This is a genomic window from Nocardioides sp. QY071 (assembly GCF_029961765.1).
Taxonomy (GTDB): Bacteria; Actinomycetota; Actinomycetes; order Propionibacteriales; family Nocardioidaceae; genus Nocardioides.
This window is the reverse complement of sequence record NZ_CP124681.1, coordinates 2,307,575-2,328,812: the sequence shown is the minus strand read 5'-3', so window position 1 is coordinate 2,328,812 and position 21,238 is coordinate 2,307,575. Positions and strand designations below refer to the sequence as shown.

Sequence of the window (21,238 nt, the reverse complement as noted above, 5' to 3'; positions counted from 1 at the left end):
CACGTTCTGCCGTACGACCAATCTAGCCGAACACCTGTTCGAAGTCGTGTCAGGTGAGTCGGCGTGTCGCGGCGCCGCGCGACTCCGCGATGGCCCGCGCCGCGCAGCCGAGCACGCCGACGACGAGCAGCAGGCTCCCCAGCGCCAGGGCGGGATAGCCGGCTCCGCCGACCACGACGCCCGCGACCGCGCCGGCAGCCGCGGCGGTCAGGCCCATGACGAGGTCGGAGACGCCCTGGACGTCGGTGCGTACGTCGAGCGGCGCGTGCTCGGCGACGAGGGTGGAGGCCGACACCATGGCGAGCGACCAGCCGACGCCGAGCAGGAACAGCCCGGCGGTCACCTCCCACGACATCCCGGTCGGGGACGACGCGCAGAGCAGCAGCGCGGCGAGCAGGACGACTCCCCCGGCGGCCAGGACCGGCGGCCGGCCGACCCGGTCGGCGAGCATGCCGACGAACGGCGAGAAGGCGAACATGCCGAGCACGTGGACGCTGATGACGATGCCGATGACCTCGAGCCCCGAGCCGCCGTGCTCCATGTGCAGCGGCGTCATCGTCATCACGCCGATCATCGTGGCGTGGGTGAGCGCGAGCCCGGCGATGGCGTAGCCGAGGACCGGGCGCTCACGGACCGTCGCGGCCGCGCGGCTCCACGACGACCCCGTCCGTACGACGCCCGGCACCGTCCGCGCGGCCGCCTCCTGCGCGGTCAGCAGCGGGTCGGGCCGCAGCAGCAGGCCGACGAGGACGGCCGCGGTGAGCATGCCGATGGCACCGATCGCGAACGGCCCGGTCAGCTCGGGGATCCCGACGGCGTCGGCGAAGGAGCCGGCCGGGCCGGTCAGGTTCGGCCCGGCGACGGCGCCGATCGTGGTGGCCCACACGACGAGCGACAGCGAGCGGGCGCGGTTCTCGTCGGTGGCGAGGTCGGTGGCGGCGTACCGCGCGGCGTTGTTGGCCGACGTCGTCGCGCCGAGCATCATCGCGCCGACGAGCAGCAGCACCATCGAGCCGGCCACCCCGGCCAGCACCGCGGTCAGGGCGCCGGCCGAGCCGACGACGTACCCCGTCATCAGTCCGCTGCGACGCCCGCGACGGGCCATCAGCGGAGCCAGCAGGAACGAGATGACCGCGGCGCCGAGGACCTGCGCCGTCTGCGCCAGCCCGGCCATCGACTCCGACCCCGACAGGTCGCGGGCGAGCAGGGAGGCGGTGGCGATGCCGATGGTGATGCCGACGGCGCCGACCGCCTGGGTGAGCACGAGGACCCTGACGGTGCGCCGCTGCACCCCGCCCAGGACCAGGTCGGGCTCGACGACGCCGGTCACCGCTCGCTCTCCGGGAGCTCGCGGACCTCCCAGACCGCGCGCCAGACCTCCTTGGGCGAGACGCCGGCCGCGAGCGCCTCGCTCGGCGTGCGGTGGTCGAGCGTGCCGATCACGAAGCTGTCGGCCCACACGTGGGCGTAGGCCCCACCGAGGTTGCGCTCCATGCGTGCCCAGAACTCGGTGTGCCTCACTCGCCCATGATCCACCGGACGTCCCAGCGGTGGTGCACCAGGTCGTGCAGGTGGTAGCTGCCGAGGGTCTCGACGGTGAAGACGCTGCCGTTGCTGCGCCGTCCCGGGCGGTCCCAGGCGTCGTCGGGGACCCGGTCGTAGGCGTCGGCGACAGCGTCGGCCGCGGCCAGCAGGTCGGGTACGACGTCCGCGGCCCGCTGCTGGTCGTACCGCTCCGCGACGGCGGTCTCGTCCTGGTCCCAGTTCGCGAACCGCGGGTCGTCCTCGGTGAGCATCTGCTCGACGCGGCCGACGAAGACGCGGTGGACGTCACGGACGTGGCAGGCGTACTCGGTGGGCGACCAGACCGTGGGCTCGGGCCGCTCGCCGGCGCGCGGCGACTCGAGGACGGAGACCCAGAACGCCGCGTTGTCGCGGATGACGTCGCCGAAGGCGACCCGGTCGACGGCTGCCGGGTCGAACCCGCAGTCGGGGCACGGGCGGTCGAGCACCCAGGTCCAGTCCTTGGTGTCGGGGGCGATCTCGGCGGTCGTCTCGTTGGTCACGAGACCATCCTCCCGCCCTCAGGGACGACCGGGCGAGGCATATTCCGCCACCCCCCGTCGAAGCCCTGCCAGTTCAGGACCCCTCGGCCAGCAGCGCCGCGCGCCGCTCGGTGGCGGGCCGGGTCAGGGCGAGCAGGTTGAACTGCGCGAGCCCGGACATCACGGTCACCTCGTCGACGTCGAGGAGCCGCGAGACGGCCACCACGGCCTCGTCCACGCTGCGGGCACGGGTGATCAGCGCGACCACCTGGGTGGCGTGCTCCGCGACGGCCTGCACGAACCGCAGCCGGTCCAGCTGCGCGCGGTGTTCCTCGTCCTGCTCCATGCCCGCACGCTAGTGGCCATCTCCGGAAGTTCTTCGGGTGTCCCGCACCCCGAGCACGCACCTCGCGGCGTTGCAGACGCTCGCGAGACAACCCGGTATGGCGTCGCGCCTGCGCCTTGCGATGCACGCACTCGGGGGCCACTTCGTTCAGACCCGGGCCACCCCCGAACAACTTCCGGAGATGACCACTAGTCACTCCGCGCCGGGATGGCGGCGCAGGCGCGCGACCAGGTGGGCACGGCGCGCGGACATCCGGCTCCACACGGCCTGCTGGAAGGCGAGGGCGAGCCAGCCGGCGACGGCCATGCCCGAGATGTTGAGCAGCAGCTGCAGCACGCTGCCGCGGATCTCGTCGGGCAGCCCGAACGCCAGTCCCAGCGCGACATTGCCCGCCGCGGGGATGGTGGTGACGGAGATGAAGACGCCCGACAGGCCGCCGACCTTGGCCGAGGTCAGCGAGAGCGCGCCGGCGGCGGCCGCGACGACGGCGACGATGAAGGACCACTTGTCTGGGGTGTAGATGAACGCCGTCGCGGGTCGTGGCGCAGTGACGTCGGCGGCGGTGACCCAGCCCAGGCCGCGCGCGGCGAACGCCGCCAGCATCGTGACGACGATGGCGACGGCGAACCCGACGACCAACGAGCGGGCGGCGTAGCGCAGCAGTGTGGGGCGGCGCCGCACCAGGGCGAGTCCGAGGGCCGCGATCGGCACGAACTCGGGCCCGAGCACCATCGCGCCGATCACCAGGATCTGCGAGTCGAGGACGATCGCGATGCTCGCGATGAGCGTCGCCAGGCTCATGAACGTCAGGAACGTCCAGTTCAGCTCCGACTCCTCGAACGCACGCTGGGTGACGTCGGCCCAGACCACGGAGTCGGCCGAGGACCCGGGGGTACGACGCTCCGCGTCCAGGGCGGGCTGCGAGAGCCAGGTCGCGATCGGTACGACGTGGATCGAGCCCTCCCGCGCCACCCCGAGGTCCCGCAGCGCGTCGACGACGTCGTTGACCGCCTCGCGCGGCACGTCCGCCTCGACCACGTCGCCCTCGGGCACCAGTGCGGCGCCGTGCACGCAGGTCAGGCTGGTGACCGCGGGGTCGCACTTCAGTGCGTCGACGACAGCCGGGGTGAGGTCGCGGGGCGAGGTGATCCGCAGGTGCTGCACGGACGTCAGGTTAGAGGTGCGGTCCCGAAGGCGACGTTGAAGCGGTCGCACCAGATCACGACCGAGCGCATGGCGGCGAGGTCGGCGGAGGCGGGGATCTCGTAGCTCTGGTCGCCGCGGTTGCCCTTGAGCTCGCCGAGGCGGACGTAGGCGTCGTCGTCGTAGATCCCCCACGAGTCGCGGCACCCGTCGCACGAGCCGCCGCTCGGCTTGTCGGTGAGCCAGACGTGGAGGTCGGGGCCGTTGGAGGTGGCGAGGTCCTCGATGCGCAGGAAGCGGCTGCCGTCGCTGCGCCGGTAGACCGTGGCCCGGCCTGCGGTGTCGTGCTCGCCGTCGATGAAGTCGGCCGAGGCGAGCACCACCCGGGTGAGCTCGTCGCCCGACGCGGAGGGCACCGCGGTGTCGGTGAGCCCGCCGCTCGCCGTACCGACGACGGCGGCGGGGTCGTCGGCGTCGTCGGCGGTGCGGTCGACGACGAGCAGCCAGGGCTCGAAGATCGCCAGCGCCGCGACGAGTACGACGACCAGGACGCCCCCGATCGCCAGCCAGGTCGCGCGTCGGCGGCTCATGCCGCCCACCCTAGGCCAGCGTGCCGCTCAGGCGCTCCAGGTGCGCGCGACGAGCGGCACACCCGGCCGGTAGGCCAGGTGCACGTGCGTCGGCGCGTCGAGCAGGACCAGGTCGGCGCGGGCGCCGGGGACGAGCACGCCGACGTCGCTGCGACCGAGAGCGGCGGCGCCACCGGCGGTGGCGGCCCACACGGCCTCGCCCGGGGTCATCCCCATCTCCCGCACGGCCAGCGCGATGCAGAACGGCAACGAGCTGGTGTAGCAGGAGCCCGGGTTGCAGTCGCTGGCGATCGCCACGGTGACGCCGGCGTCGATCAGGCGGCGTCCCGAGGGGTACGGGTGGCGGGTGCTGAACTCGACGCCGGGCAGCAGGGTCGCGACCGTGCCGGCGTCGCGCAGCGCGTGCACGTCGTCGTCGGTGAGGTAGGTGCAGTGGTCGACGGCGGTGAGGCCGAGCTCGGCGGCGAGCCGCACGCCGGGGCCCTCGCCGAGCTGGTTGCCGTGGAGGCGACCGCGAAGGCCGGCTGCCGCACCGGCGGCGAGGATGGTGCGGGCCTGGTCCTCGTCGAAGGCGCCGCGCTCGCAGAACACGTCGATCCACGACGCGTGGGGAGCGGCGGCCTCGAGCATCGGGCCGGTGACCAGGTCGACGTACCCCGCCGGGTCGTCGGCGTACTCGGGCGCGACCACGTGCGCACCGAGGAAGGTGGTCTCGTCGGTGAACCGGCGCGCGACCTTCAGCGAGCGGGCCTCGTCGTCGACCGAGAGGCCGTAGCCGGACTTGATCTCGAGGGTGGTCGTGCCCTGGCGGCGCATCTCGGCGACGTGGCGCGCGACGCCGGCCGCGAGCTGGTCGTCGGAGGCCGCCCGGGTGGCGGCGACGGTGGTGCGGATGCCGCCGGCGGCGTACGACTCCCCCGCCATCCGGGCCTGGAACTCCAGCGCGCGGTCGCCGGCGAACACCAGGTGGCTGTGGCTGTCGACGAAGCCGGGGATCACCGCGCGGCCCTGGGCGTCGAAGACCTCGTCGGCGGCGGGCGCCTCGGCCGCGGCGCCGACCCACTCCACCTTGCCGTCGGCGAGGACGACCGCGGCGTCGGTGCGCACGCCGAGCAGGTCGCCCGCCTGCGCGGCCGCCGGGTCGTTGGTGACCAGCTCGCTGATGTTGGTGATGAGCAGGCTCATGCCCAGACCTTCCCGATCGCGTCGGCGAGCGCGCGGCCCACCTGGTCGTGGTTGCCGTCGAAGACGACCTTGCCGTCGACGACGACGTGGGTGACGTCGGCTCCGGTGGCGGCGAAGACGGCGGTGTGCTCGTCGCCGCCGGTGCCGGCGGTGCGCGCCGAGGCGAGGTCGATGGTGACGAGGTCGGCGCGCTGGCCGACCGCGATCTCACCGGCGTCGGCGAAGCCGAGGCTCCGGTGGCCGTCGGCGGTCCCGGCGAGCAGCAGCTCGGCGGCGGTCCAGTGGCCGCGTGCCTGGCTGGCGAGACGCTCGTTCATCTCGACCGCCCGCATCTCCTCGAAGGCGTCGATGATCGCGTGGCTGTCGGAGCCCAGGGTCAGGACCGCGCCGGCGTCCTGCAACGGACGGGCCGGGCCGATGCCGTCGCCGAGGTCGCGCTCGGTGGTCGGGCAGAACGAGGCGAAGGCACGCGCCTCGCCGAGCAGCCGGATGTCCTCGTCGGTGAGGTGGGTGGCGTGGACGGCGCTCGTCATCGGGCCGAGCACACCGTGGTCGGCGAGCAGCCGGGTGGGCGTGACGCCGTGCGCGGCGACGCAGTCGGCGTTCTCCTTGACCTGCTCGGAGAGGTGCACGTGGACCGGGGCACCGCCGTCGACCCAGGGGGCGAACGCCTTGAGCGCGTCGGCCGGGACCGCGCGCACCGAGTGGGCCGCGACGCCGATCGCCGAGTCGGCGCCGGTCAGCGGCGCCAGGGCCGCGACGCGCTCGTGCCACGCCTGGGCGCTGCCGTCGGAGAAGCGCCGCTGGACACCCTCGGGCTCGGCGCCGAAGCCGCTGGAGAGGTAGAGCGTGTCGAGCAGCGTGATCCGGATGCCGGCGTCGCGGGCCGCGGCGAGCAGGGCGTTGCCCATCGCGTTCGGGTCGTCGTACGGCGTCCCGTCGGGCTGGTGGTGCAGGTAGTGGAACTCCCCCACCGACGTGTAGCCCGCGGCCACCATCTCGGCGTACGTCGTTCTGGCGAGCTCGTAGTAGGTGTCCGGGTCGAGGCGCCCGGCCACGGCGTACATCTGCTCGCGCCAGGTCCAGAAGGTGCCGCGGTCGGTCTGGGTGCGACCACGCAGCGCCCGGTGGAAGGCGTGGCTGTGAGTGTTGGCGAAGCCGGGCAGGGTCAGGCCCCGCAGCGGTACGCCGGTCTCGGTGGCGTCGGGCACGACCGAGGTGATCCGGCCGTGCTCGACCTCGACCCGGACCGTGTCATGCACGCGGCCCTCGACCCACGCGTGCTCGAGGAGGTACGCGGTCACTTCACAAGTCCCGTCAGCGCGTCTGCAAGTGCCTCGACGCCGGCCAGACAGTCGGCCATCTCGGCGCTCTCGTACGGCGAGTGCGAGACGCCCGACGGGTTGCGGACGAACAGCATGGCGGTGGGGATGCCGGCGTCCTGCAGGATGCCCGCGTCGTGCCCGGCCTGGGTCGGCAGGACCGGGACGCCCCCCAGGCGTCCCGCGAGCTCGTCGCGCAGCGCGACGTCGAAGGCGACCTCGCCGCTCACGGACTCGGCGGTGACGGTGACCGTGGTGCCGTCGCGCCCGGCGCGCTCGGTGGCCTGGCGCTCGATCTCGCCGACCAGGGCGGCGAGGGCGGCGTCGGACTCGGCGCGGGCGTCGAGCCAGCCGGTGACGTGGGAGGGCACCGCGTTGGTGCCGTTGGGCCGGACGTCGATCCGGCCGAAGGTGGCGCGCTGGCCCTGCACGCGCGCCTGCTTGTTGGCGGCGAGCGCGGTCATCGCGTAGGTCAGCATCGGGTCGACCCGGTCCTCCATGCGGGTGGTGCCCGCGTGGTCGGCGCGACCGGCGATGTCGTAGCGGTAGCGGCCGTGCGGCCAGATCGCGTCGTGCACGCCGACCGGAGCGTCGAGGTCGATCAGGCCGCGGCCCTGCTCGACGTGGAGCTCGACGTAGGTGCCGACCCCGTCGAGCATGGTGGACCCTGCGCCGTCGGCCGGACCCTCGATGACGTCGCCGAGGCGGACGCCCTCGCGGTCGGTGAGCTCGCGCGCCACGTCCCAGGTGGTGGCACCGACCGCGAGCCGGGAGCCGAGGCAGGCCCGGCCGAAGCGCGAGCCCTCCTCCTCGACGAAGGCCGCGACACCGAGGCGCCGGGACGGCACCACCCCGCGCTCACGCATCAGGTCGAGCGCGGCGAAGGAGGAGACGACACCGAGCGGGCCGTCGTACGCACCGCCGTCGAGGACCGAGTCGAGGTGGGAGCCGGTCAGGACCTTGCCGGTCGCGGCGAAGTCGGCCGCCGGCCCCCACCACGCGACCAGGTTGCCGAACGGGTCCTCCTCAATCTCGAGCCCGCGCGCGGTGGCCGCCTCGCGGAACCACGCACGGAGCTCGAGCTCGGCCGCGTGCCACGGCTGGCGGAAGTAGCCGCCGGAGGACGCCGAGCGTCCGATGGGCGTGAGGTCACGCCACATCTGCTCGAAGTCGACAACCTGGTCCACGCCTGCTCAGCCTTCCTGCATCGGGATCCGGACGCCGCGCTCGGCAGCGACCTCGATGGCGCGGTCGTAGCCCGCGTCGACGTGGCGGATGACGCCCATGCCGGGGTCGTTGGTCAGCACGGCCTCGATCTTCGCAGCAGCGAGCTCGGTGCCGTCGGCGACGCAGACCTGGCCGGAGTGGATCGAGCGGCCCATGCCGACGCCGCCGCCGTGGTGCAGCGACACCCAGGTGGCGCCGGAGGCGACGGCCGTCATGGCGTTGAGCAGCGGCCAGTCGGCGATGGCGTCGGAGCCGTCGAGCATGGACTCGGTCTCGCGGTACGGCGAGGCGACCGAGCCGCAGTCGAGGTGGTCGCGACCGATCACGATCGGCGCCTTGAGCTCACCGCTCCTGACCATCTCGTTGAACTTCAGGCCCGCCAGGTGGCGCTCCTTGTAGCCCAGCCAGCAGATGCGCGCCGGGAGGCCCTGGTAGTGGACCCGCTCCTGCGCCATGCCGATCCACTTGTGGAGCCGCTCGTTGTCGGGGAACAGCTCGAGGATCGCCTTGTCGGTCGCGGCGATGTCGGCCGGGTCACCGGACAGCGCGGCCCAGCGGAAGGGGCCCTTGCCCTCGCAGAACAGCGGGCGGATGTACGCCGGCACGAAGCCCGGGAACTCGAACGCGCGGTCGTAGCCGCCCTTGCGTGCCTCGTCGCGGATCGAGTTGCCGTAGTCGAACACCTCGGCGCCTGCGTCCTGGAACTCCACCATCGCCCGCACGTGGGCGGCCATCGACGCCTGCGCGTCCTTGGTGAAGCCCTCCGGGTCGCGCTCGGCGGCGGTGTGCCAGTCCTCGAAGGCAACGCCGACGGGGAGGTAGGACAGCGGGTCGTGCGCCGAGGTCTGGTCGGTCACGATGTCGATCGGCGCCTTCATCTCGAGCAGCTGCGGGAAGATCTCCGCGGCGTTGCCGAGCAGGCCGATGGACAGGCCGCGCTTCTCGTCGCGGGCCTGGACGGCCAGCTCGAGGGCGTGCTCCAGGTCGTCGGCCTGGACGTCGAGGTAGCGGTGCTCGATGCGGCGGGTGATCCGGCTCTGGTCGACGTCGACACAGATCGCCACGCCGTCGTTCATGGTGACGGCGAGCGGCTGGGCACCACCCATGCCGCCGAGGCCGGCGGTGAGGGTGATGGTGCCGGCGAGGGTGCCGTTGAAGCGCTTGTCGGCGACCGCGGCGAAGGTCTCGAAGGTGCCCTGCAGGATGCCCTGGGTGCCGATGTAGATCCACGAGCCGGCCGTCATCTGGCCGTACATGGTCAGGCCGAGCTCCTCCAGGCGGCGGAACTCCTCCCAGTTGGCCCAGTCGCCGACCAGGTTGGAGTTGGCGATGAGGACGCGCGGGGCCCACTTGTTGGTCTTCCACACGCCGACCGGCTTGCCGCTCTGGACGAGCATGGTCTCGTCGTCCTCGAGGTCGCGCAGGGTGCGCACGAGGGCGTCGTACGCCTCCCAGTTGCGGGCGGCCTTGCCGGTGCCGCCGTAGACGACGAGGTCCTCGGGACGCTCGGCGTTCTCGGGGTCGAGGTTGTTCATCAGCATCCGCAGCGGCGCCTCAGTCTGCCAGCTCTTGGCAGTGAGCTCGGTGCCGGTCGCGGCGTGGATGGGCAGGCGGGGGTTGTCGAGCTTCTGGTCGGTCATGCGAGTTCTCCGATCACGTTGGCGACGGCACCGGTGACGGACCGGTCGGCGACGAGCTGGTAGGCGATTTCGATATCGGGGGCGAGGAACCGGTCGATGCCGGGACCGCCCACGCCGGCGTTGCGGAGCAGCTCCACGACGGCGCCGGTGGCCGGGCTGGGGGTCAGCGGGGCGCGCAGGTCGAGCGCGCGGGCGGCGGTCATCAGCTCGATGGCCAGCACGCGGGTCAGGCCGTCGACGGCCCGGCGCAGCTTGCGCGCGGACGACCAGCCCATCGAGACGTGGTCCTCCTGCATCGCGCTGCTGGGGATGGAGTCCACGCTGGCCGGGTTGGCGAGACGCTTGAGCTCCGAGACGATCGCGGCCTGGGTGTACTGGGCGATCATCAGGCCCGAGTCGACGCCCGGGTCGTCGGCGAGGAACGGCGGCAGGCCGTGGTTGCGGGCCTTGTCGAGGAAGCGGTCGGTGCGACGCTCCGCGATCGAGGCGAGGTCGGCCGTGACGATCGCGAGGAAGTCGAGCACGTAGGCGACAGGCGCGCCGTGGAAGTTGCCGTTGGACTCGACGCGGTTCTCGTCGGCGAGGACGACCGGGTTGTCGACGGCCGAGGCTAGCTCGCGGGAGGCGACGGAGACGGCGTGGGCGACGGTGTCGCGGACGCCGCCGTGCACCTGCGGCGAGCAGCGCAGCGAGTAGGCGTCCTGGACCCGGTTGCAGTCGGGGCCGCGGTGGGAGGCGACGACGCCGGAGTCGCGCAGGATCGCGGTGAGGTTGGCCGCGGAGGCCGCTTGGCCGGGGTGCGGGCGGATGGCCTGCAGCTCGGGGGCGAACACGCGGTCGGTGCCGAGCTGGCCCTCGACCGACATCGCGGCCGAGATGTCGGCGACCTTGAGCAGGTCGGTCAGGTCGTTGATCGCGAGCACCAGCATGCCGAGCATGCCGTCGGTGCCGTTGATGAGGGCCAGGCCCTCCTTCTCCTGCAGCTCGACCGGGGTGAGACCGGCCGCGGCGAGCGCGCTGGCGGCGTCGGTCAGCTCGCCGGCCGCGTTGCGGACCGGTCCCTCGCCCATGAGCGCGAGCGCGCAGTGCGCGAGCGGGGCGAGATCGCCGGAGCAGCCGAGCGAGCCGTACTCGTGGACGACCGGCGTGATGCCGTGGGTGAGCAGGCCGGCGAGCAGCTCGGCGGTCTCGCGGCGTACGCCGGTGTGGCCGGTCGCGAGGGTCGACAGGCGCAGCAGCATGAGGCCGCGGACGACTTCGCGCTCGACCTCGGGGCCGCTGCCGGCGGCGTGCGAGCGGACCAGCGAGCGCTGGAGCTGGGCGCGCAGCTCGGGAGCGATGTGACGGGTGGCGAGGGCGCCGAACCCGGTGGAGACGCCGTAGTGGGGCGTCGGGGACGCGGCGAGGTCCTCGATGACCGCGCGCGCCTTGTCGATCGCGGCGAGGGCCTCGTCGCTGAGCACAACAGCGGCGCCGCCACGGGCGACCGCAACCACGTCGTCGAACGAAACCGCGCCCGACCCGATCGTCACTTTCTCCATGCCTCGATCTTGGGCCCTGGGACTGGCGCCCACCAGCGTCCCGCGGCATGATCGGTCTCAGATCCGAGACACCCTGGACCGGCCCTCGCAGCCGTGGGAGGACGTACGACGTGGCACAGGTACCCGCAGCGACCCGGGCCCTGCGGGTCCTGCGCTTCCTCGCCGGCCAGCCGGAGCCGGTCGCCGTCGAGCGGATCGCGCGCGAGCTCGGGATCCCCCGCTCCACGACGTACCACCTGCTCCAGGCGATGGCCGACGAGGGCTTCGTGGTGCACCTGGCCGACGACCGCCGCTACGGCCTCGGCGTCGCGGCGTTCGAGGTCGGGTCCGGCTACCAGCGGCAGGCGCCGCTGCAGCGCCTGGCCCGGCGCCCGCTCGCCACCCTCGTCGACCGCACCGGCCACAGTGCCCACCTCGCGGTCCCGCACGGCCGCGACGTGCTCTACGTCGTCGAGGAGCGCGCGCCCGGCCGGCCGCCGCTGGTCACCGACGTCGGCGTACGGCTCCCCTCGCACCTGACCGCCAGCGGCCGCGCGATCCTCGCCCATCTGCCTGCCAGCCAGGTCCGTGCGCTCTACCCTGACCGGGCCTCCTTCGTCGACCGCACCGGTGTCGGCCCGGGCTCCCCCACCGCGCTGCGATCGGTGCTGTCCGAGACCCGGCAACGCGGGTTCGCGATCGAGGACAGCGAGGTCACCGCGGGCATGGCGAGCGTCGCGGCGGCGGTGCTCGACCACAACGAGATGCCCGTCGCCGGCGTGGCGATCACCTACCCGACCGAGGAGCTGGACGATCGCCAGCGCGAGCGGCTGGCCGGCGCGGTCGTCGCGACGGCCGGGACGCTCAGTCGGCGGCTGCGAGGCCGGTAGGGGTCCTGCGACAGGTGCGACCGGCGTGACGGATGGGGTTTCGGCAACCCTTCTCGTGGGGATCGGTCCCCCATGAGAATCCTCACCGCTGGGCCGTCAGCACTGCTGCTGACCGCCGCACTCGCCCTGGCCACCCCCGCTGGCGCCACGACCGCACAGACGCCGTCCTCGGCCGACCGGGCCGCCGCCGGCCCGGCCATCACCATCGCCGTCAAGAGCCCCGTGGTCACGCGCGGCAAGAAGGTCGTCGTCACCGGCACCGTGACCAACAAGAAGGTCACCAAGGTGACCCTCCAGCAGAAGCGCAAGGGCACCTCGTGGAAGGCCCAGGCCACCGCCATGGTCAAGGCCGACGGCACCTACAGGCTCAAGGACAAGACCACCACCGCGGTGACCCGGAAGTACCGCGTCATCAGCGCGACCGGGCCCAAGAAGAAGTCCGCGAAGGTCACCGTCGGGGTCTACGAGTGGAAGGACCTGACGAAGCTGAAGGTCCGCACCAGCATGGGCTGGAGCCAGCAGAACACGGTCCAGATCAACGCGACGACCTACAGTCCCGCGCTGGTCGGCTACGTGTGGAGCGGCCCGTCGTTGGTCGACTACAACCTCAACCACAACTGCATCTCGCTGCGGGCCCGACTCGGTCTCAGTGACAGCTCGGACTCGACGGCGCAGGCGACCATCTCTGTCCTCAGCGACGACACCGCGGTCTACGCGAAGTCCTTCCGCCTGACCCAGTCGGAGGTCGTGACCGTCCCGCTGGGAAGCCCGTTCCGCGTCGGCCTCAGCTTCACCGCCGACAACCCGGGCAACCTGACGCCGGCGCCCAGGACGGTGCCCGTCGCCGCCGACCCCGAGGTCTTCTGCACCTCGGGGAAGTAGCCGGTCCGGCTCAACGCTCGGCCGCGAGGTCGGCTCCGGGATTGCCCCCGAAGCCGACCTCGTTGCCGTCCGGGTCGCGGTAGATCACCTTGCGCACGCCGTCGCCGTAGACCTCCTCGGTGGCCGGCTCGACACCGCGCTCCGCGATCGCCGCGACCCGGGCGTCGAGGTCGTCGACGAAGAGCGTCTGGGCGGCGTAGCCCGCCCGTTCCGGTCGCTCCTCCACGACCAGCCAACGGTGCGGAGCCACCTCCCAGACCGACTCCGACTCGTGCGCCATGAACGACGGCGGCCCACCGAGCAGCGCCTCGTACCACGGTCGGGCCCGCGCGTGGTCGCGCACACAGATGCCAGCGAACAGCTCGACTCCGTCAGCCAGGAACTCGCTCATACAGGGGTGGACCCGGAGGTCGCGCCGGAGTCATCGGTACGCCGCACCCGGGCCGCCCACCACGCGTGGACCTCGGCGTCCCCGCCGTAGGCCGTGGTCATCACCCGGCCGGTGGCCGCCAGCAGGTGGGGCCGCTCCCCGGCGTCCGCCGCCTGGGCCCGGCGCGCCAGCGCGGCGCCCTCGGCCCAGGCCGCGGCGTCCGTGGGCAATGGCAGCGCGGCGAGCTGGCGCGCGCTGACCTTGACCGAGCCGGGGGTCAGGCCGGTGCCGAGGTAGCGGGCGGCGGCGTGCGCGACCACCGGCGGCGCGAGCAGCACGGCCAGCAGCCGCCACAGGTCCGACCGGTCGTGCGGTACGACGCTCACCACCGGCACCGACGGCAGCCAGGCCCCTGCCTCGTCGGCGACCGCCTCGATCACCCGGCCCTGCCCGGCGACCAGCAGCTTGGGGACCAGCCGTGCCTCGGCCCACCGGGCGAGGGCGCCGTCGGCACGCAGGGCGGCGAGGTCGACGGCGGGGGCGTCGTACCGCCGGCGGGCAAAGCGCGTCGGCGCCCTCCCCCAGCGCGACTCGGCGGGGTCGATCAGGCCGGTGGTGACCAGCGGGGTGCCACCGGGCAGGCGGTCGTGGACGAAGGGCGCCAGACCGTAGTACTGGTCACGGAAGTCGGCGGTGCAGGTGGCGAGGTCACCGAGCACTCCGGAGCCGGTGAGGGCGACGGCGGGGATGCCGAACCCGGGTGCGGCGAGCGCCCCCCAGCCATCGGGCTCGGTCGGCGGCGTGGCGCCGATCCGTACGACCGGGACGCAGGTGAGCACGGTGGTGCCGTCGAAGACCGGCCGGTCGCCGCACCAGAAGTCGGTGACGGCGCCGTGCTCGGCGACCGCTGCCCGGACCGGGCCGGCGTCTCGGGTGGCGAGGACCGACAGTGGCTGCACGAGGGCGACGACGCCGCCCGGGCCGGCCAGGTCGAGCGCGCGGTGCAGGAAGACCGCGCTGGTGTCGGTGTAGGCGCCGAGGGCCCGCCGGTGAGTCTCGCTCCGCCCGGCGGAGTGCCGGCGCAGCTGTCCCAGGAAGGGCGGGTTGCCGACGACGGCGTCGAACCTGCGCCCCTCCCACGCGGTCAGCCCGTCGGCGACGACGACCCGCTCGGCGATCTCCGCGGCCGGTACGTCCGGCGCCAGCGCCTGCAGCCGCTCGCGCGCGATCCGTACCGCCTCGGGGTCGAGGTCCGAGCCGTGCACCGCCCGGACGCCCAGGCGCTCCGCGGCGGCGACGAGGAAGTGCCCGGTCCCGCAGGCGGGATCGAGCACCGAGGCGGCGCCGGGCAGCGTGCGGTCGAGGATCCAGGCGACGAGATCGGGCGGGGTGTAGAACGACCCCTGGGCCCGGCGCCGGTCGGGCTCGTGCTCGGCGAGGTGCCGTTCATAGGCATCAGAGGCACCCGCCATGCTGGTGAACGCTAGACCACCGCGTTATAGTCATACTGACTACAACATCCAGGAGTCGCGATGGACCGCACCGGACTGCTCACCGACCGCTACGAGCTGACCATGCTCGACTCGTTCGTCCGCGACGGGAGCGCCCACCGCCCCGCCGTGTTCGAGGCCTTCGCCCGCCGGCTGCCCGAGGGCCGGCGCTACGGGATGCTCGCCGGGCTGGGCCGACTGCTCGAGGCGATCGAGTACTTCACCTACGACGCCGACGAGCTCGCCTGGCTGCAGGAACAGGGCGTCATCGGCGCCGAGACGGCCCAGTGGCTGGCGGAGTTCCGGTTCTCCGGCGACGTCGACGGCTACCGCGAGGGCGACCTCTACTTCCCCGGCAGCCCGATCCTCACCGTCACCGGCACCCTGGGCGAGTGCCTGCTGCTGGAGACGCTGGCGCTGAGCATCCTCAACCACGACACGGCCATCGCCAGCGCGGCCGCTCGGATGGTCGACGCGGCCGGCGGGCGGCCGATCATCGAGATGGGGGGACGCCGCACCCACGAGGAGGCGGCGGTCGCGACGGCCCGCGCCGCCTACCTGGCGGGCTTCGCGACGACCAGCAACCTCGCGGCCGGGCGCCGGTTCGGCGTACCCACCGCCGGCACCGCCGCCCACGCCTTCACCCTGGCCCACGACACCGAGGCCGAGGCCTTCCGCAGCCAGGTCGAGGCGCTCGGCGTCGGCACCACCCTGCTGGTCGACACCTACGACATCGCCCAGGGCATCCGCACCGCCGTCGAGGTCGCCGGCACCGGCCTCGGCGCGGTCCGGATCGACTCCGGCGACCTGGCCGAGGAGTCCCACAAGGCGCGGGTTCTGCTCGACTCGCTCGGCGCGACGGGGACCCGGATCGTGGTCACCAGCGACCTCGACGAGTTCGTCATCACCGCGCTCGCGGACGCCCCCATCGACGGGTACGGCGTCGGCACCCGCGTCGCCACGGGCTCGGGCCACCCGACCGCGAGCATGGTCTACAAGCTGGTCGCGATCGCCGACGCGCCGGGCGAGCCGCTGCGCTCGGTCGCCAAGAAGTCCAAGGACAAGGGCTCGGTGGGCGGGCGCAAGCACGCCTTCCGGGAGTACGACGCCACCGGAACGCTCGTCGCCGAGTGGTTCACCGGCCAGGACGCTCCTTCGCCCGGCCCTGGCGCCCGGCCAGTCCAGGTCGCCCTGATCCGCGCGGGCGAGGTCGTGCACCGGCCCGCGCTCACCGAGGTCCGCGACTTCGCGGCCGCGACCCTGGCCACCCTGCCGGCCGAGGCCCGCACGGTCGCCGCCGGTCCGGCGTACCTCACCACCACCCTGCGTGACCCAGCACGAGAGGAGACAGCGATGGACAGCACCCGCGCCCTGGTCGTCGTCGACGTCCAGAACGACTTCGTCGAGGGCGGCTCGCTCGGCGTCACCGGCGGCCGCGAGGTCGCCGAGCGGATCAGCGCCCACCTCGCCGACCACGCCGGCGACTACGCGGTGGTCGCGGCGTCCCGCGACTGGCACCACGCCGGGGAGACCAACGGCGGCCACTTCCACGCGCCCGGCGAGGAGCCGGACTTCGTCACCACCTGGCCGGTGCACTGCGTGCAGGGCGAGGCGGGCTCGGAGTACGCGCCCGAGCTGGTCACCAGCGCCGTGACGCACCATGTCGTCAAGGGCATGGGCGAGCCGGCGTACTCGGCCTTCGAGGGGGTCACCGCCGAGGGCGCGCGGCTGGCCGACGTCCTGCGCGGCGCCGGCGTCACCGAGGTCGATGTCACGGGCATCGCCACCGACTACTGCGTCCGGGCCACCGCGCTGGACGCCGTGAAGGCGGGCTTCCGGGTCCGGCTGCTCGACGGGCTGCACGCCGGCGTCGCCCCCGACTCGTCGAAGGCGGCACTCGAGGAGCTCGCCGCGGCCGGCGTGGAGGTGGCCCGATGACCTTCACCTCCGAGCACCCGCCGTTCGCCGTCGCCGTCGACCTGGCCGTGTTCACGATCCGCGACGGCGCGCTCGCCGTCCTGCTGGTCGAGCGCGGCGAGGAGCCCTTCGCCGGCTCGTGGGCGCTGCCCGGCGGCTTCGTCGAGCCGGACGAGGACGCGGAGCAGGCCGCCTGGCGCGAGCTGCGCGAGGAGACCGGCCTGGGCGAGTCGGCGCGCTTCTCCGGACACCTCGAACAGCTGCGCACCTACTCCGCCCCCGACCGCGACCCGCGCCAGCGCGTGGTCTCGATCGCCCACGTGGCCCTGGCCCCCGACCTGCCCGAGCCGCAGGCCGGCACCGACGCCGCCGACGCCCGCTGGTGGGTGGTCGACGACCTCCTCGAGGGCCCCGACGACCTGGACGGCCCGACGCTGGCCTTCGATCACCGCCAGATCCTGCTCGACGCCCGCGAGCGGGTCCGCGCCAAGCTGGAGTACACGACGCTCGCCACCGAGTTCGTCGCCGAGCCGTTCACCCTCCCCGAGCTGCGCCGGGTGTACGCCGCGGTCTGGGGCTCCCCGCCCGACCTCGGCAACTTCCGCCGCAAGGTGCTCGGCACCGACGGGTTCGTGGTCCCGACCGACGTCCGCGGCGAGGCCACCGAGGCCGGCGGGCGGCGGGCGCTGCTCTACCGGCGGGGCCCGGCGACCGTCGTACAGCCGCCGATGGCGCGGGGCTGATCCTTTTCGCGGAGGCATGCGGTTTGGTCCCAAACCGCATGTTCTCTCGGCGTGTCGTTGCGGTTTGGGACCCCTGAAACGTCTTCGACGACGACGGGACCGGCAAGGAGGAGGGCGCGGTGAGCTAAGAGAATGGAGCTTGCTCGGCTTCGACGCCGCCGAAAGCTCCGGTGAAACGGTCGGTACTGGTCGGTCGTCGGCGGTCACCACCGGATGGCGGCGTCCCCCACGCTCGGCGTTTGCGCAGGTCAGCGGCTCGTTCGCCCAGTGGGCGCATCAAGCGATAGACGCAAAGCCGAAGTGATTAGGTCGTCGGTTCGATTCCGACAGGCGGCTCCGGCGAACAGCCCCTGACCTGCGGAAACGCAGTGCAGGGGCGGTTCGGTTCTGGTGGTCGCGCGATGCGCTGGCCTCACGGCTCTGCCCGACACCGACGTCGCTCTCCTCTGCGACGGACCCCTCGCCGGCTGAGCGCTCGCGGCCGGCATCCTGTCCTGTGCCGATAGGCCTCGCACCGCTCGGCAACGCAGCGTGGCGTTGCGTCGCGACCTGGCGACGGCTCGGCGGGGCGCGATCGTCTCGTGCGTTGGCGGACTACGGGAGCTTGGACGCGAGGACGTCGGCCGCCAGGATCTCGGGTGCTGCGCCGAGGAGGTGCTGATTGGCCATCAGGGCTGCGACGATGGCGCCGTTGGCGTGGGCGTCGCGAGCGGCCTCGTCGGGGAATGCATCGAAGATCCAGAAGGTGTCGGCGTGGGTCCTGACCGCGAACCAGACAATCGTTCCCACTTCTTCGTTGGCGAGCGCGACAGCGCCGGCGAGCAGATCGGCGAGCGCGTCGTGCTGTCCATCGGCCGCGACGATCTTGGCGACGAAGGCATACGGAAGTGATGCGGGTGTGGACATGAGGGGTTCTCCTAGGTGTCGAGGTTTCTTGGTGAAGCGAGTTCAGCGTATGACGAGCAAGGGCATGTGAGAAGTGGCGTATACGGCAGTATTGCTATTGTTCGCGCCATGCGTATCGGACTGATCGCGATCGACGGCTGCTTCGGTTCGGCTGTCGCGTCGGTCATCGACATCGTGCGGGTGGCCGACGGAGCCCGCGGCGATGTCGACCCGCGGATCGACCCGATCGAACTCGCCATCCTCGGACCGAAACGGAGAGTGACCACGACGGCATCGATGACCCTGTCGGTGGACCACCCGCTGTCGGAGTCCGCAGAGTTCGACGTGGTCGTCGTCCCTGCGCTTGGAACCCTCACGGCCGCCGCTACCAACGACGCCCTCCAGAGCCGAGATGCTCGTTCGGTCATCGCCTCGCTCGGGCGCCTCGACGACGCGACCACCCGGATCGCCGCGGCGTGCACCGGCGTGTTCGCTGTCGCCGAGACCGGACGGATGCATCATCGGCGGGCGACGACCAGCTGGTTCCTGGGGCCGGAGTTCCTGAAGCGCTATCCGACCGTCGCCCTCGATCTCGACACCATGGTCGTGGTCGACGGGAACCTCGTCACCGCCGGCGCCGCGTTCGCCCACATCGACCTCGCGCTCTCACTCGTGCGATCGATCAGCCCCGACCTGGCCCAACATGTCGCCAAGCTCCTCATCATCGACGAGCGTCCGTCGCAGGCGGCCTTCGTCGCCTACGAACAGCTCCGGCACGAGGACCCGATCGTCGTCGAGTTCGAACGCTTCGTGCGCGCCCGCCTGGACGAACCGTTCAACGTCGCCTTCGTCGCGCAGTCGCTCGGCACCAGCCGGCGCACCCTCGAACGACGAGTCCGTGCGGCGCTCAACCTCACTCCGCTCGGCTTCGTCCAACGGCTTCGCATCGAACGAGCTCGGCACCTCTCAGCAACCACGGACCTCACCTCCGCCGAGATCGCGCTACGGGTCGGCTACGCGAACGCCGAGACTCTGCGCTCCCTCCTGCGCAGGGAGCGACGCCGTTCCTGACCTATCGCCATGCCTGTAGCCGGTGTCCTAGTGCTCGACTGGAACCACCTCTCAGCACGTCGCGTCGACGCTTCTGCGTCGCCCCTGGACGACCCACTCGACACGCCCGCAGCACAAGCCATGTGACGTGTCCCGGCTTCCCGGACGGTCGGGGTTGGGTGGCTGTGATGTCGCTGCGTTCTCGTCGAGGGGGTCAGCAGACTCGATCAGGGTCGATTGGGATGAGACGCGAAGGCGCTCAGGTCAGGGCGGCCGAAGCCGGCCGGCGGGGTAGCGTCGGTCACGTCGAGGTCTTTCGGATGGATGGCGTAGGAACCTCCATCGTCGGGAGACCTCGACGTCTATCTGCGGACCGACGCGCCCGGCCGACCTACACCCTCATCTGGGAAGAGCCACCAAACCGCAACGGTTCTCGCGGACTCACGTACTCAACCCAATGGTTGACAAGCGCCCGATCAAGACCTTTAATCAACCACGTGGTTGAGCAAGACGACCGGCTGTCGCGGGTCTTCGGCGCCCTCGCCGACCCGACCAGACGCGACATGGTGGCCCGGCTGGCGGCGGGCGACGCGACGGTGAGCGAGCTCGCGGCGCCGTACGACGTCTCGCTCCAGGCCGTCTCCAAGCACCTCAAGGTGCTCGAGGAGGCCGGCCTGGTGCGGCGCAGCCGCGACGCGCAGCGCCGTCCGGTCCATCTGGATGCGGAGGTGTTCGACCTGATGACGAAGTGGATCGAGCGCTACCGGCAGCAGGCCGAGGAGCGCTACCGCCGACTGGACCAGGTCCTGGCCCGGATGCAGGGCAAGGACACCGACCCGAACGAGCAGCGACACGAAGGAGCAGCAGGATGACCACGAGCAGCACCGCACCCGAGACCCTGATCGAGGCGGACCCCGACGTCCCCACGGTCCGGATCGTCCGCGAGTTCGACGCCCCGCGCGACCTCGTGTTCCGCGCGCACGTCGAGCCCGAGCTGGTCAGGCAGTGGCTGGGGCCCGACACGGTCGGCATGGAGATCGGCGTCTGGGACATCCGCACCGGCGGCGAGTACCGCTACACGGCGACTCGCGAGGGCGTGGAGATCGCCCACTTCTACGGTGCGGTGCACCGGGTCGACCAGAACGAGAGGATCGTGCAGACCTTCGGCTTCGAGGAGATGCCCGAGGCGGTCAGCCTCGACACGATGGTCTTCGTCGAGCTTCCCGATGGCCGCACCCGACTCGAGTCGCTCTCGGTGGTCTACGACTTCGAGTCGCGCGCCGGCATGCTCGCCAGCGGCATGGAGGTCGGCATCAACGAGGGCTACGCCGCCCTCGACCGCCTCCTCGCGTCGCTGACCGGGGCGGGCAGGTGATCCCGGACGGGCCCGCCGAGGAGCACCGCAGCATCGCGGCCACCTTCGGCGATCGGGTCCGGGGCGTGGCGGCCGACGGATGGGACGCACCCACCCCGGTGCCGGAGTGGCGGGCGCGCGACGTCGTACGCCACCTCGTGGAGTGGTTCCCCGCCTTCCTCGCCGACGGCTCCGACATCGAGCTCCCGCCCGGCCCGGACGTCGACGCCGACCCGGTCGCCGCGTGGGACCACCACGCCGCCGCCGTCCAGGCGGTCCTCGACGACCCGGCCAACGCGGAGGTCACCTTCGCGCACCCCCGGCTGCCTCAGATGCCGCTCCCCCGCGCGATCGCGGAGTTCTACACCGGCGACGTCTTCATGCACACCTGGGACCTCGCCCGAGCCACCGGCCAGGACGACACGCTCGACGCGGAGCGCTGCCGCACGATGGTCGAGGGCATGGCGCCGCTCGACGAGATGCTGCGCCAGAGCGGGCAGTACGGCGCGAAGGTGCCGGTCGCCGAGGACGCGCCCTGGCAGGACCGGCTGGTCGGGTTCATCGGCCGCGACCCGCGGTGGCGCCCCTGACCCACTCCGTGTGCGTCGACCACTACGGTCGACGCACACGGAACGTCTT

At 72.5% G+C, this 21,238-nt stretch carries 22 protein-coding genes; 8 read left to right on the top strand and 14 right to left on the bottom strand.

Annotated elements, in window-relative coordinates; translation table 11 throughout:
• Positions 1–49 precede the first annotated feature (49 nt).
• The 11 genes from QI633_RS11095 to hutH form a co-directional block, all read right to left on the bottom strand.
• Entirely contained in the window at positions 50–1,330 is a 1,281-nt protein-coding gene (locus QI633_RS11095; protein ID WP_282428992.1) for an MFS transporter, read from the bottom strand.
• Positions 1,327–1,521 (bottom strand): DUF3046 domain-containing protein, encoded by a 195-nt coding sequence (locus QI633_RS11090; protein WP_141799123.1) that lies wholly within the window; start codon positions 1,519–1,521, stop codon positions 1,327–1,329. Before QI633_RS11090 ends, QI633_RS11095 begins: the two co-directional genes overlap by 4 nt.
• A complete protein-coding gene (locus QI633_RS11085; protein ID WP_141799124.1) occupies positions 1,518–2,066 on the bottom strand; it encodes a DinB family protein in 549 nt (182 codons plus the stop codon). The genes QI633_RS11090 and QI633_RS11085 overlap by 4 nt, the downstream gene beginning before the upstream one ends.
• A gap of 73 nt (positions 2,067–2,139) precedes the next feature.
• The gene (locus QI633_RS11080) at positions 2,140–2,391 is read right to left on the bottom strand and encodes a hypothetical protein (protein ID WP_282428991.1); all 252 of its coding nucleotides are present in this window, start codon (positions 2,389–2,391) and stop codon (positions 2,140–2,142) included.
• Between the two features lie 192 nt (positions 2,392–2,583).
• Positions 2,584–3,555, bottom strand: a complete 972-nt coding sequence (locus QI633_RS11075; RefSeq protein WP_282428990.1) for a DUF389 domain-containing protein — start codon at positions 3,553–3,555, stop codon at positions 2,584–2,586.
• Between the two features lie 5 nt (positions 3,556–3,560).
• A complete protein-coding gene (locus tag QI633_RS11070; RefSeq protein WP_282428989.1) occupies positions 3,561–4,124 on the bottom strand; it encodes a DM13 domain-containing protein in 564 nt (187 codons plus the stop codon).
• A gap of 27 nt (positions 4,125–4,151) precedes the next feature.
• Positions 4,152–5,309 (bottom strand): imidazolonepropionase, encoded by a 1,158-nt coding sequence (hutI, locus tag QI633_RS11065; protein WP_282428988.1) that lies wholly within the window; start codon positions 5,307–5,309, stop codon positions 4,152–4,154.
• Positions 5,306–6,613 (bottom strand): formimidoylglutamate deiminase, encoded by a 1,308-nt coding sequence (locus QI633_RS11060; RefSeq protein WP_282428987.1) that lies wholly within the window; start codon positions 6,611–6,613, stop codon positions 5,306–5,308. Before QI633_RS11060 ends, hutI begins: the two co-directional genes overlap by 4 nt.
• Complete coding sequence (locus tag QI633_RS11055) at positions 6,610–7,818, bottom strand: allantoate amidohydrolase (RefSeq protein ID WP_349016724.1); 1,209 nt, start codon at positions 7,816–7,818, stop codon at positions 6,610–6,612. The genes QI633_RS11060 and QI633_RS11055 overlap by 4 nt, the downstream gene beginning before the upstream one ends.
• 6 nt (positions 7,819–7,824) lie before the next feature.
• Positions 7,825–9,498, bottom strand: coding sequence for a urocanate hydratase (gene hutU, locus QI633_RS11050; RefSeq protein WP_141799129.1), 1,674 nt, complete (start codon positions 9,496–9,498; stop codon positions 7,825–7,827).
• Positions 9,495–11,039: a histidine ammonia-lyase gene (gene hutH, locus QI633_RS11045; protein ID WP_141799130.1), complete on the bottom strand. Its 1,545-nt coding sequence runs from the start codon at positions 11,037–11,039 to the stop codon at positions 9,495–9,497. Before hutH ends, hutU begins: the two co-directional genes overlap by 4 nt.
• A 110-nt stretch (positions 11,040–11,149) precedes the next feature.
• On the opposite strand from hutH, the gene QI633_RS11040 reads away from it, so the two are divergent.
• Complete coding sequence (locus tag QI633_RS11040; RefSeq protein WP_282428986.1) at positions 11,150–11,908, top strand: IclR family transcriptional regulator; 759 nt, start codon at positions 11,150–11,152, stop codon at positions 11,906–11,908.
• A gap of 72 nt (positions 11,909–11,980) precedes the next feature.
• On the top strand, positions 11,981–12,790 hold the full coding sequence (locus tag QI633_RS11035; protein ID WP_282428985.1) for an NPCBM/NEW2 domain-containing protein: 810 nt from the start codon (positions 11,981–11,983) through the stop codon (positions 12,788–12,790).
• Between the two features lie 10 nt (positions 12,791–12,800).
• Here the strand turns inward: QI633_RS11035 and QI633_RS11030 are convergent, their stop codons facing one another.
• Positions 12,801–13,181 carry a VOC family protein gene (locus QI633_RS11030; protein WP_141799133.1) on the bottom strand — a complete coding sequence of 127 codons (381 nt, stop codon included), beginning with the start codon at positions 13,179–13,181 and terminating at the stop codon, positions 12,801–12,803.
• Positions 13,178–14,632 (bottom strand): N-6 DNA methylase, encoded by a 1,455-nt coding sequence (locus QI633_RS11025; protein WP_141799134.1) that lies wholly within the window; start codon positions 14,630–14,632, stop codon positions 13,178–13,180. The genes QI633_RS11030 and QI633_RS11025 overlap by 4 nt, the downstream gene beginning before the upstream one ends.
• 60 nt (positions 14,633–14,692) lie before the next feature.
• Here QI633_RS11025 and QI633_RS11020 point away from each other — a divergent pair, with 60 nt between their 5' ends.
• Together QI633_RS11020 and QI633_RS11010 are read left to right on the top strand one after the other, a co-directional pair.
• Positions 14,693–16,588 (top strand): nicotinate phosphoribosyltransferase, encoded by a 1,896-nt coding sequence (locus QI633_RS11020; RefSeq protein ID WP_141799135.1) that lies wholly within the window; start codon positions 14,693–14,695, stop codon positions 16,586–16,588.
• Positions 16,585–17,310, top strand: a complete 726-nt coding sequence (locus QI633_RS11010; protein ID WP_141799136.1) for an NUDIX hydrolase — start codon at positions 16,585–16,587, stop codon at positions 17,308–17,310. The genes QI633_RS11020 and QI633_RS11010 overlap by 4 nt, the downstream gene beginning before the upstream one ends.
• Before the next feature lie 594 nt (positions 17,311–17,904).
• Here QI633_RS11010 and QI633_RS11005 read toward each other — a convergent pair.
• The gene (locus tag QI633_RS11005; protein ID WP_003941073.1) at positions 17,905–18,216 is read right to left on the bottom strand and encodes an antibiotic biosynthesis monooxygenase; all 312 of its coding nucleotides are present in this window, start codon (positions 18,214–18,216) and stop codon (positions 17,905–17,907) included.
• Positions 18,217–18,324: 108 nt separating this feature from the next.
• On the opposite strand from QI633_RS11005, the gene QI633_RS11000 reads away from it, so the two are divergent.
• The 4 genes from QI633_RS11000 to QI633_RS10985 all read left to right on the top strand — a co-directional run bounded on the left by QI633_RS11000 (position 18,325) and on the right by QI633_RS10985 (position 21,189).
• A complete protein-coding gene (locus tag QI633_RS11000; protein WP_235721959.1) occupies positions 18,325–19,266 on the top strand; it encodes a helix-turn-helix domain-containing protein in 942 nt (313 codons plus the stop codon).
• Positions 19,267–19,742: 476 nt separating this feature from the next.
• Complete coding sequence (locus QI633_RS10995) at positions 19,743–20,117, top strand: metalloregulator ArsR/SmtB family transcription factor (RefSeq protein WP_141799137.1); 375 nt, start codon at positions 19,743–19,745, stop codon at positions 20,115–20,117.
• On the top strand, positions 20,114–20,620 hold the full coding sequence (locus QI633_RS10990; protein ID WP_282428984.1) for an SRPBCC family protein: 507 nt from the start codon (positions 20,114–20,116) through the stop codon (positions 20,618–20,620). The genes QI633_RS10995 and QI633_RS10990 overlap by 4 nt, the downstream gene beginning before the upstream one ends.
• On the top strand, positions 20,617–21,189 hold the full coding sequence (locus QI633_RS10985; RefSeq protein ID WP_282428983.1) for a TIGR03086 family metal-binding protein: 573 nt from the start codon (positions 20,617–20,619) through the stop codon (positions 21,187–21,189). Before QI633_RS10990 ends, QI633_RS10985 begins: the two co-directional genes overlap by 4 nt.
• The last annotated feature ends 49 nt before the right edge of the window (positions 21,190–21,238 follow it).

Bases quoted from the DNA above. Each gene is read 5' to 3' on its own strand.
- QI633_RS11080 (WP_282428991.1), bottom strand. From the start codon at position 2,391: ATGGAGCAGGACGAGGAACACCGCGCGCAGCTGGACCGGCTGCGGTTC.
- QI633_RS11070 (WP_282428989.1), bottom strand. From the start codon at position 4,124: ATGAGCCGCCGACGCGCGACCTGGCTGGCGATCGGGGGCGTCCTGGTC.
- hutI (WP_282428988.1), bottom strand. From the start codon at position 5,309: ATGAGCCTGCTCATCACCAACATCAGCGAGCTGGTCACCAACGACCCG.
- hutU (WP_141799129.1), bottom strand. From the start codon at position 9,498: ATGACCGACCAGAAGCTCGACAACCCCCGCCTGCCCATCCACGCCGCG.
- hutH (WP_141799130.1), bottom strand. From the start codon at position 11,039: ATGGAGAAAGTGACGATCGGGTCGGGCGCGGTTTCGTTCGACGACGTG.
- QI633_RS11035 (WP_282428985.1), top strand. From the start codon at position 11,981: ATGAGAATCCTCACCGCTGGGCCGTCAGCACTGCTGCTGACCGCCGCA.
- QI633_RS11030 (WP_141799133.1), bottom strand. From the start codon at position 13,181: ATGAGCGAGTTCCTGGCTGACGGAGTCGAGCTGTTCGCTGGCATCTGT.
- QI633_RS11025 (WP_141799134.1), bottom strand. From the start codon at position 14,632: ATGGCGGGTGCCTCTGATGCCTATGAACGGCACCTCGCCGAGCACGAG.
- QI633_RS11020 (WP_141799135.1), top strand. From the start codon at position 14,693: ATGGACCGCACCGGACTGCTCACCGACCGCTACGAGCTGACCATGCTC.
- QI633_RS11010 (WP_141799136.1), top strand. From the start codon at position 16,585: ATGACCTTCACCTCCGAGCACCCGCCGTTCGCCGTCGCCGTCGACCTG.
- QI633_RS11005 (WP_003941073.1), bottom strand. From the start codon at position 18,216: ATGTCCACACCCGCATCACTTCCGTATGCCTTCGTCGCCAAGATCGTC.
- QI633_RS11000 (WP_235721959.1), top strand. From the start codon at position 18,325: ATGCGTATCGGACTGATCGCGATCGACGGCTGCTTCGGTTCGGCTGTC.
- QI633_RS10990 (WP_282428984.1), top strand. From the start codon at position 20,114: ATGACCACGAGCAGCACCGCACCCGAGACCCTGATCGAGGCGGACCCC.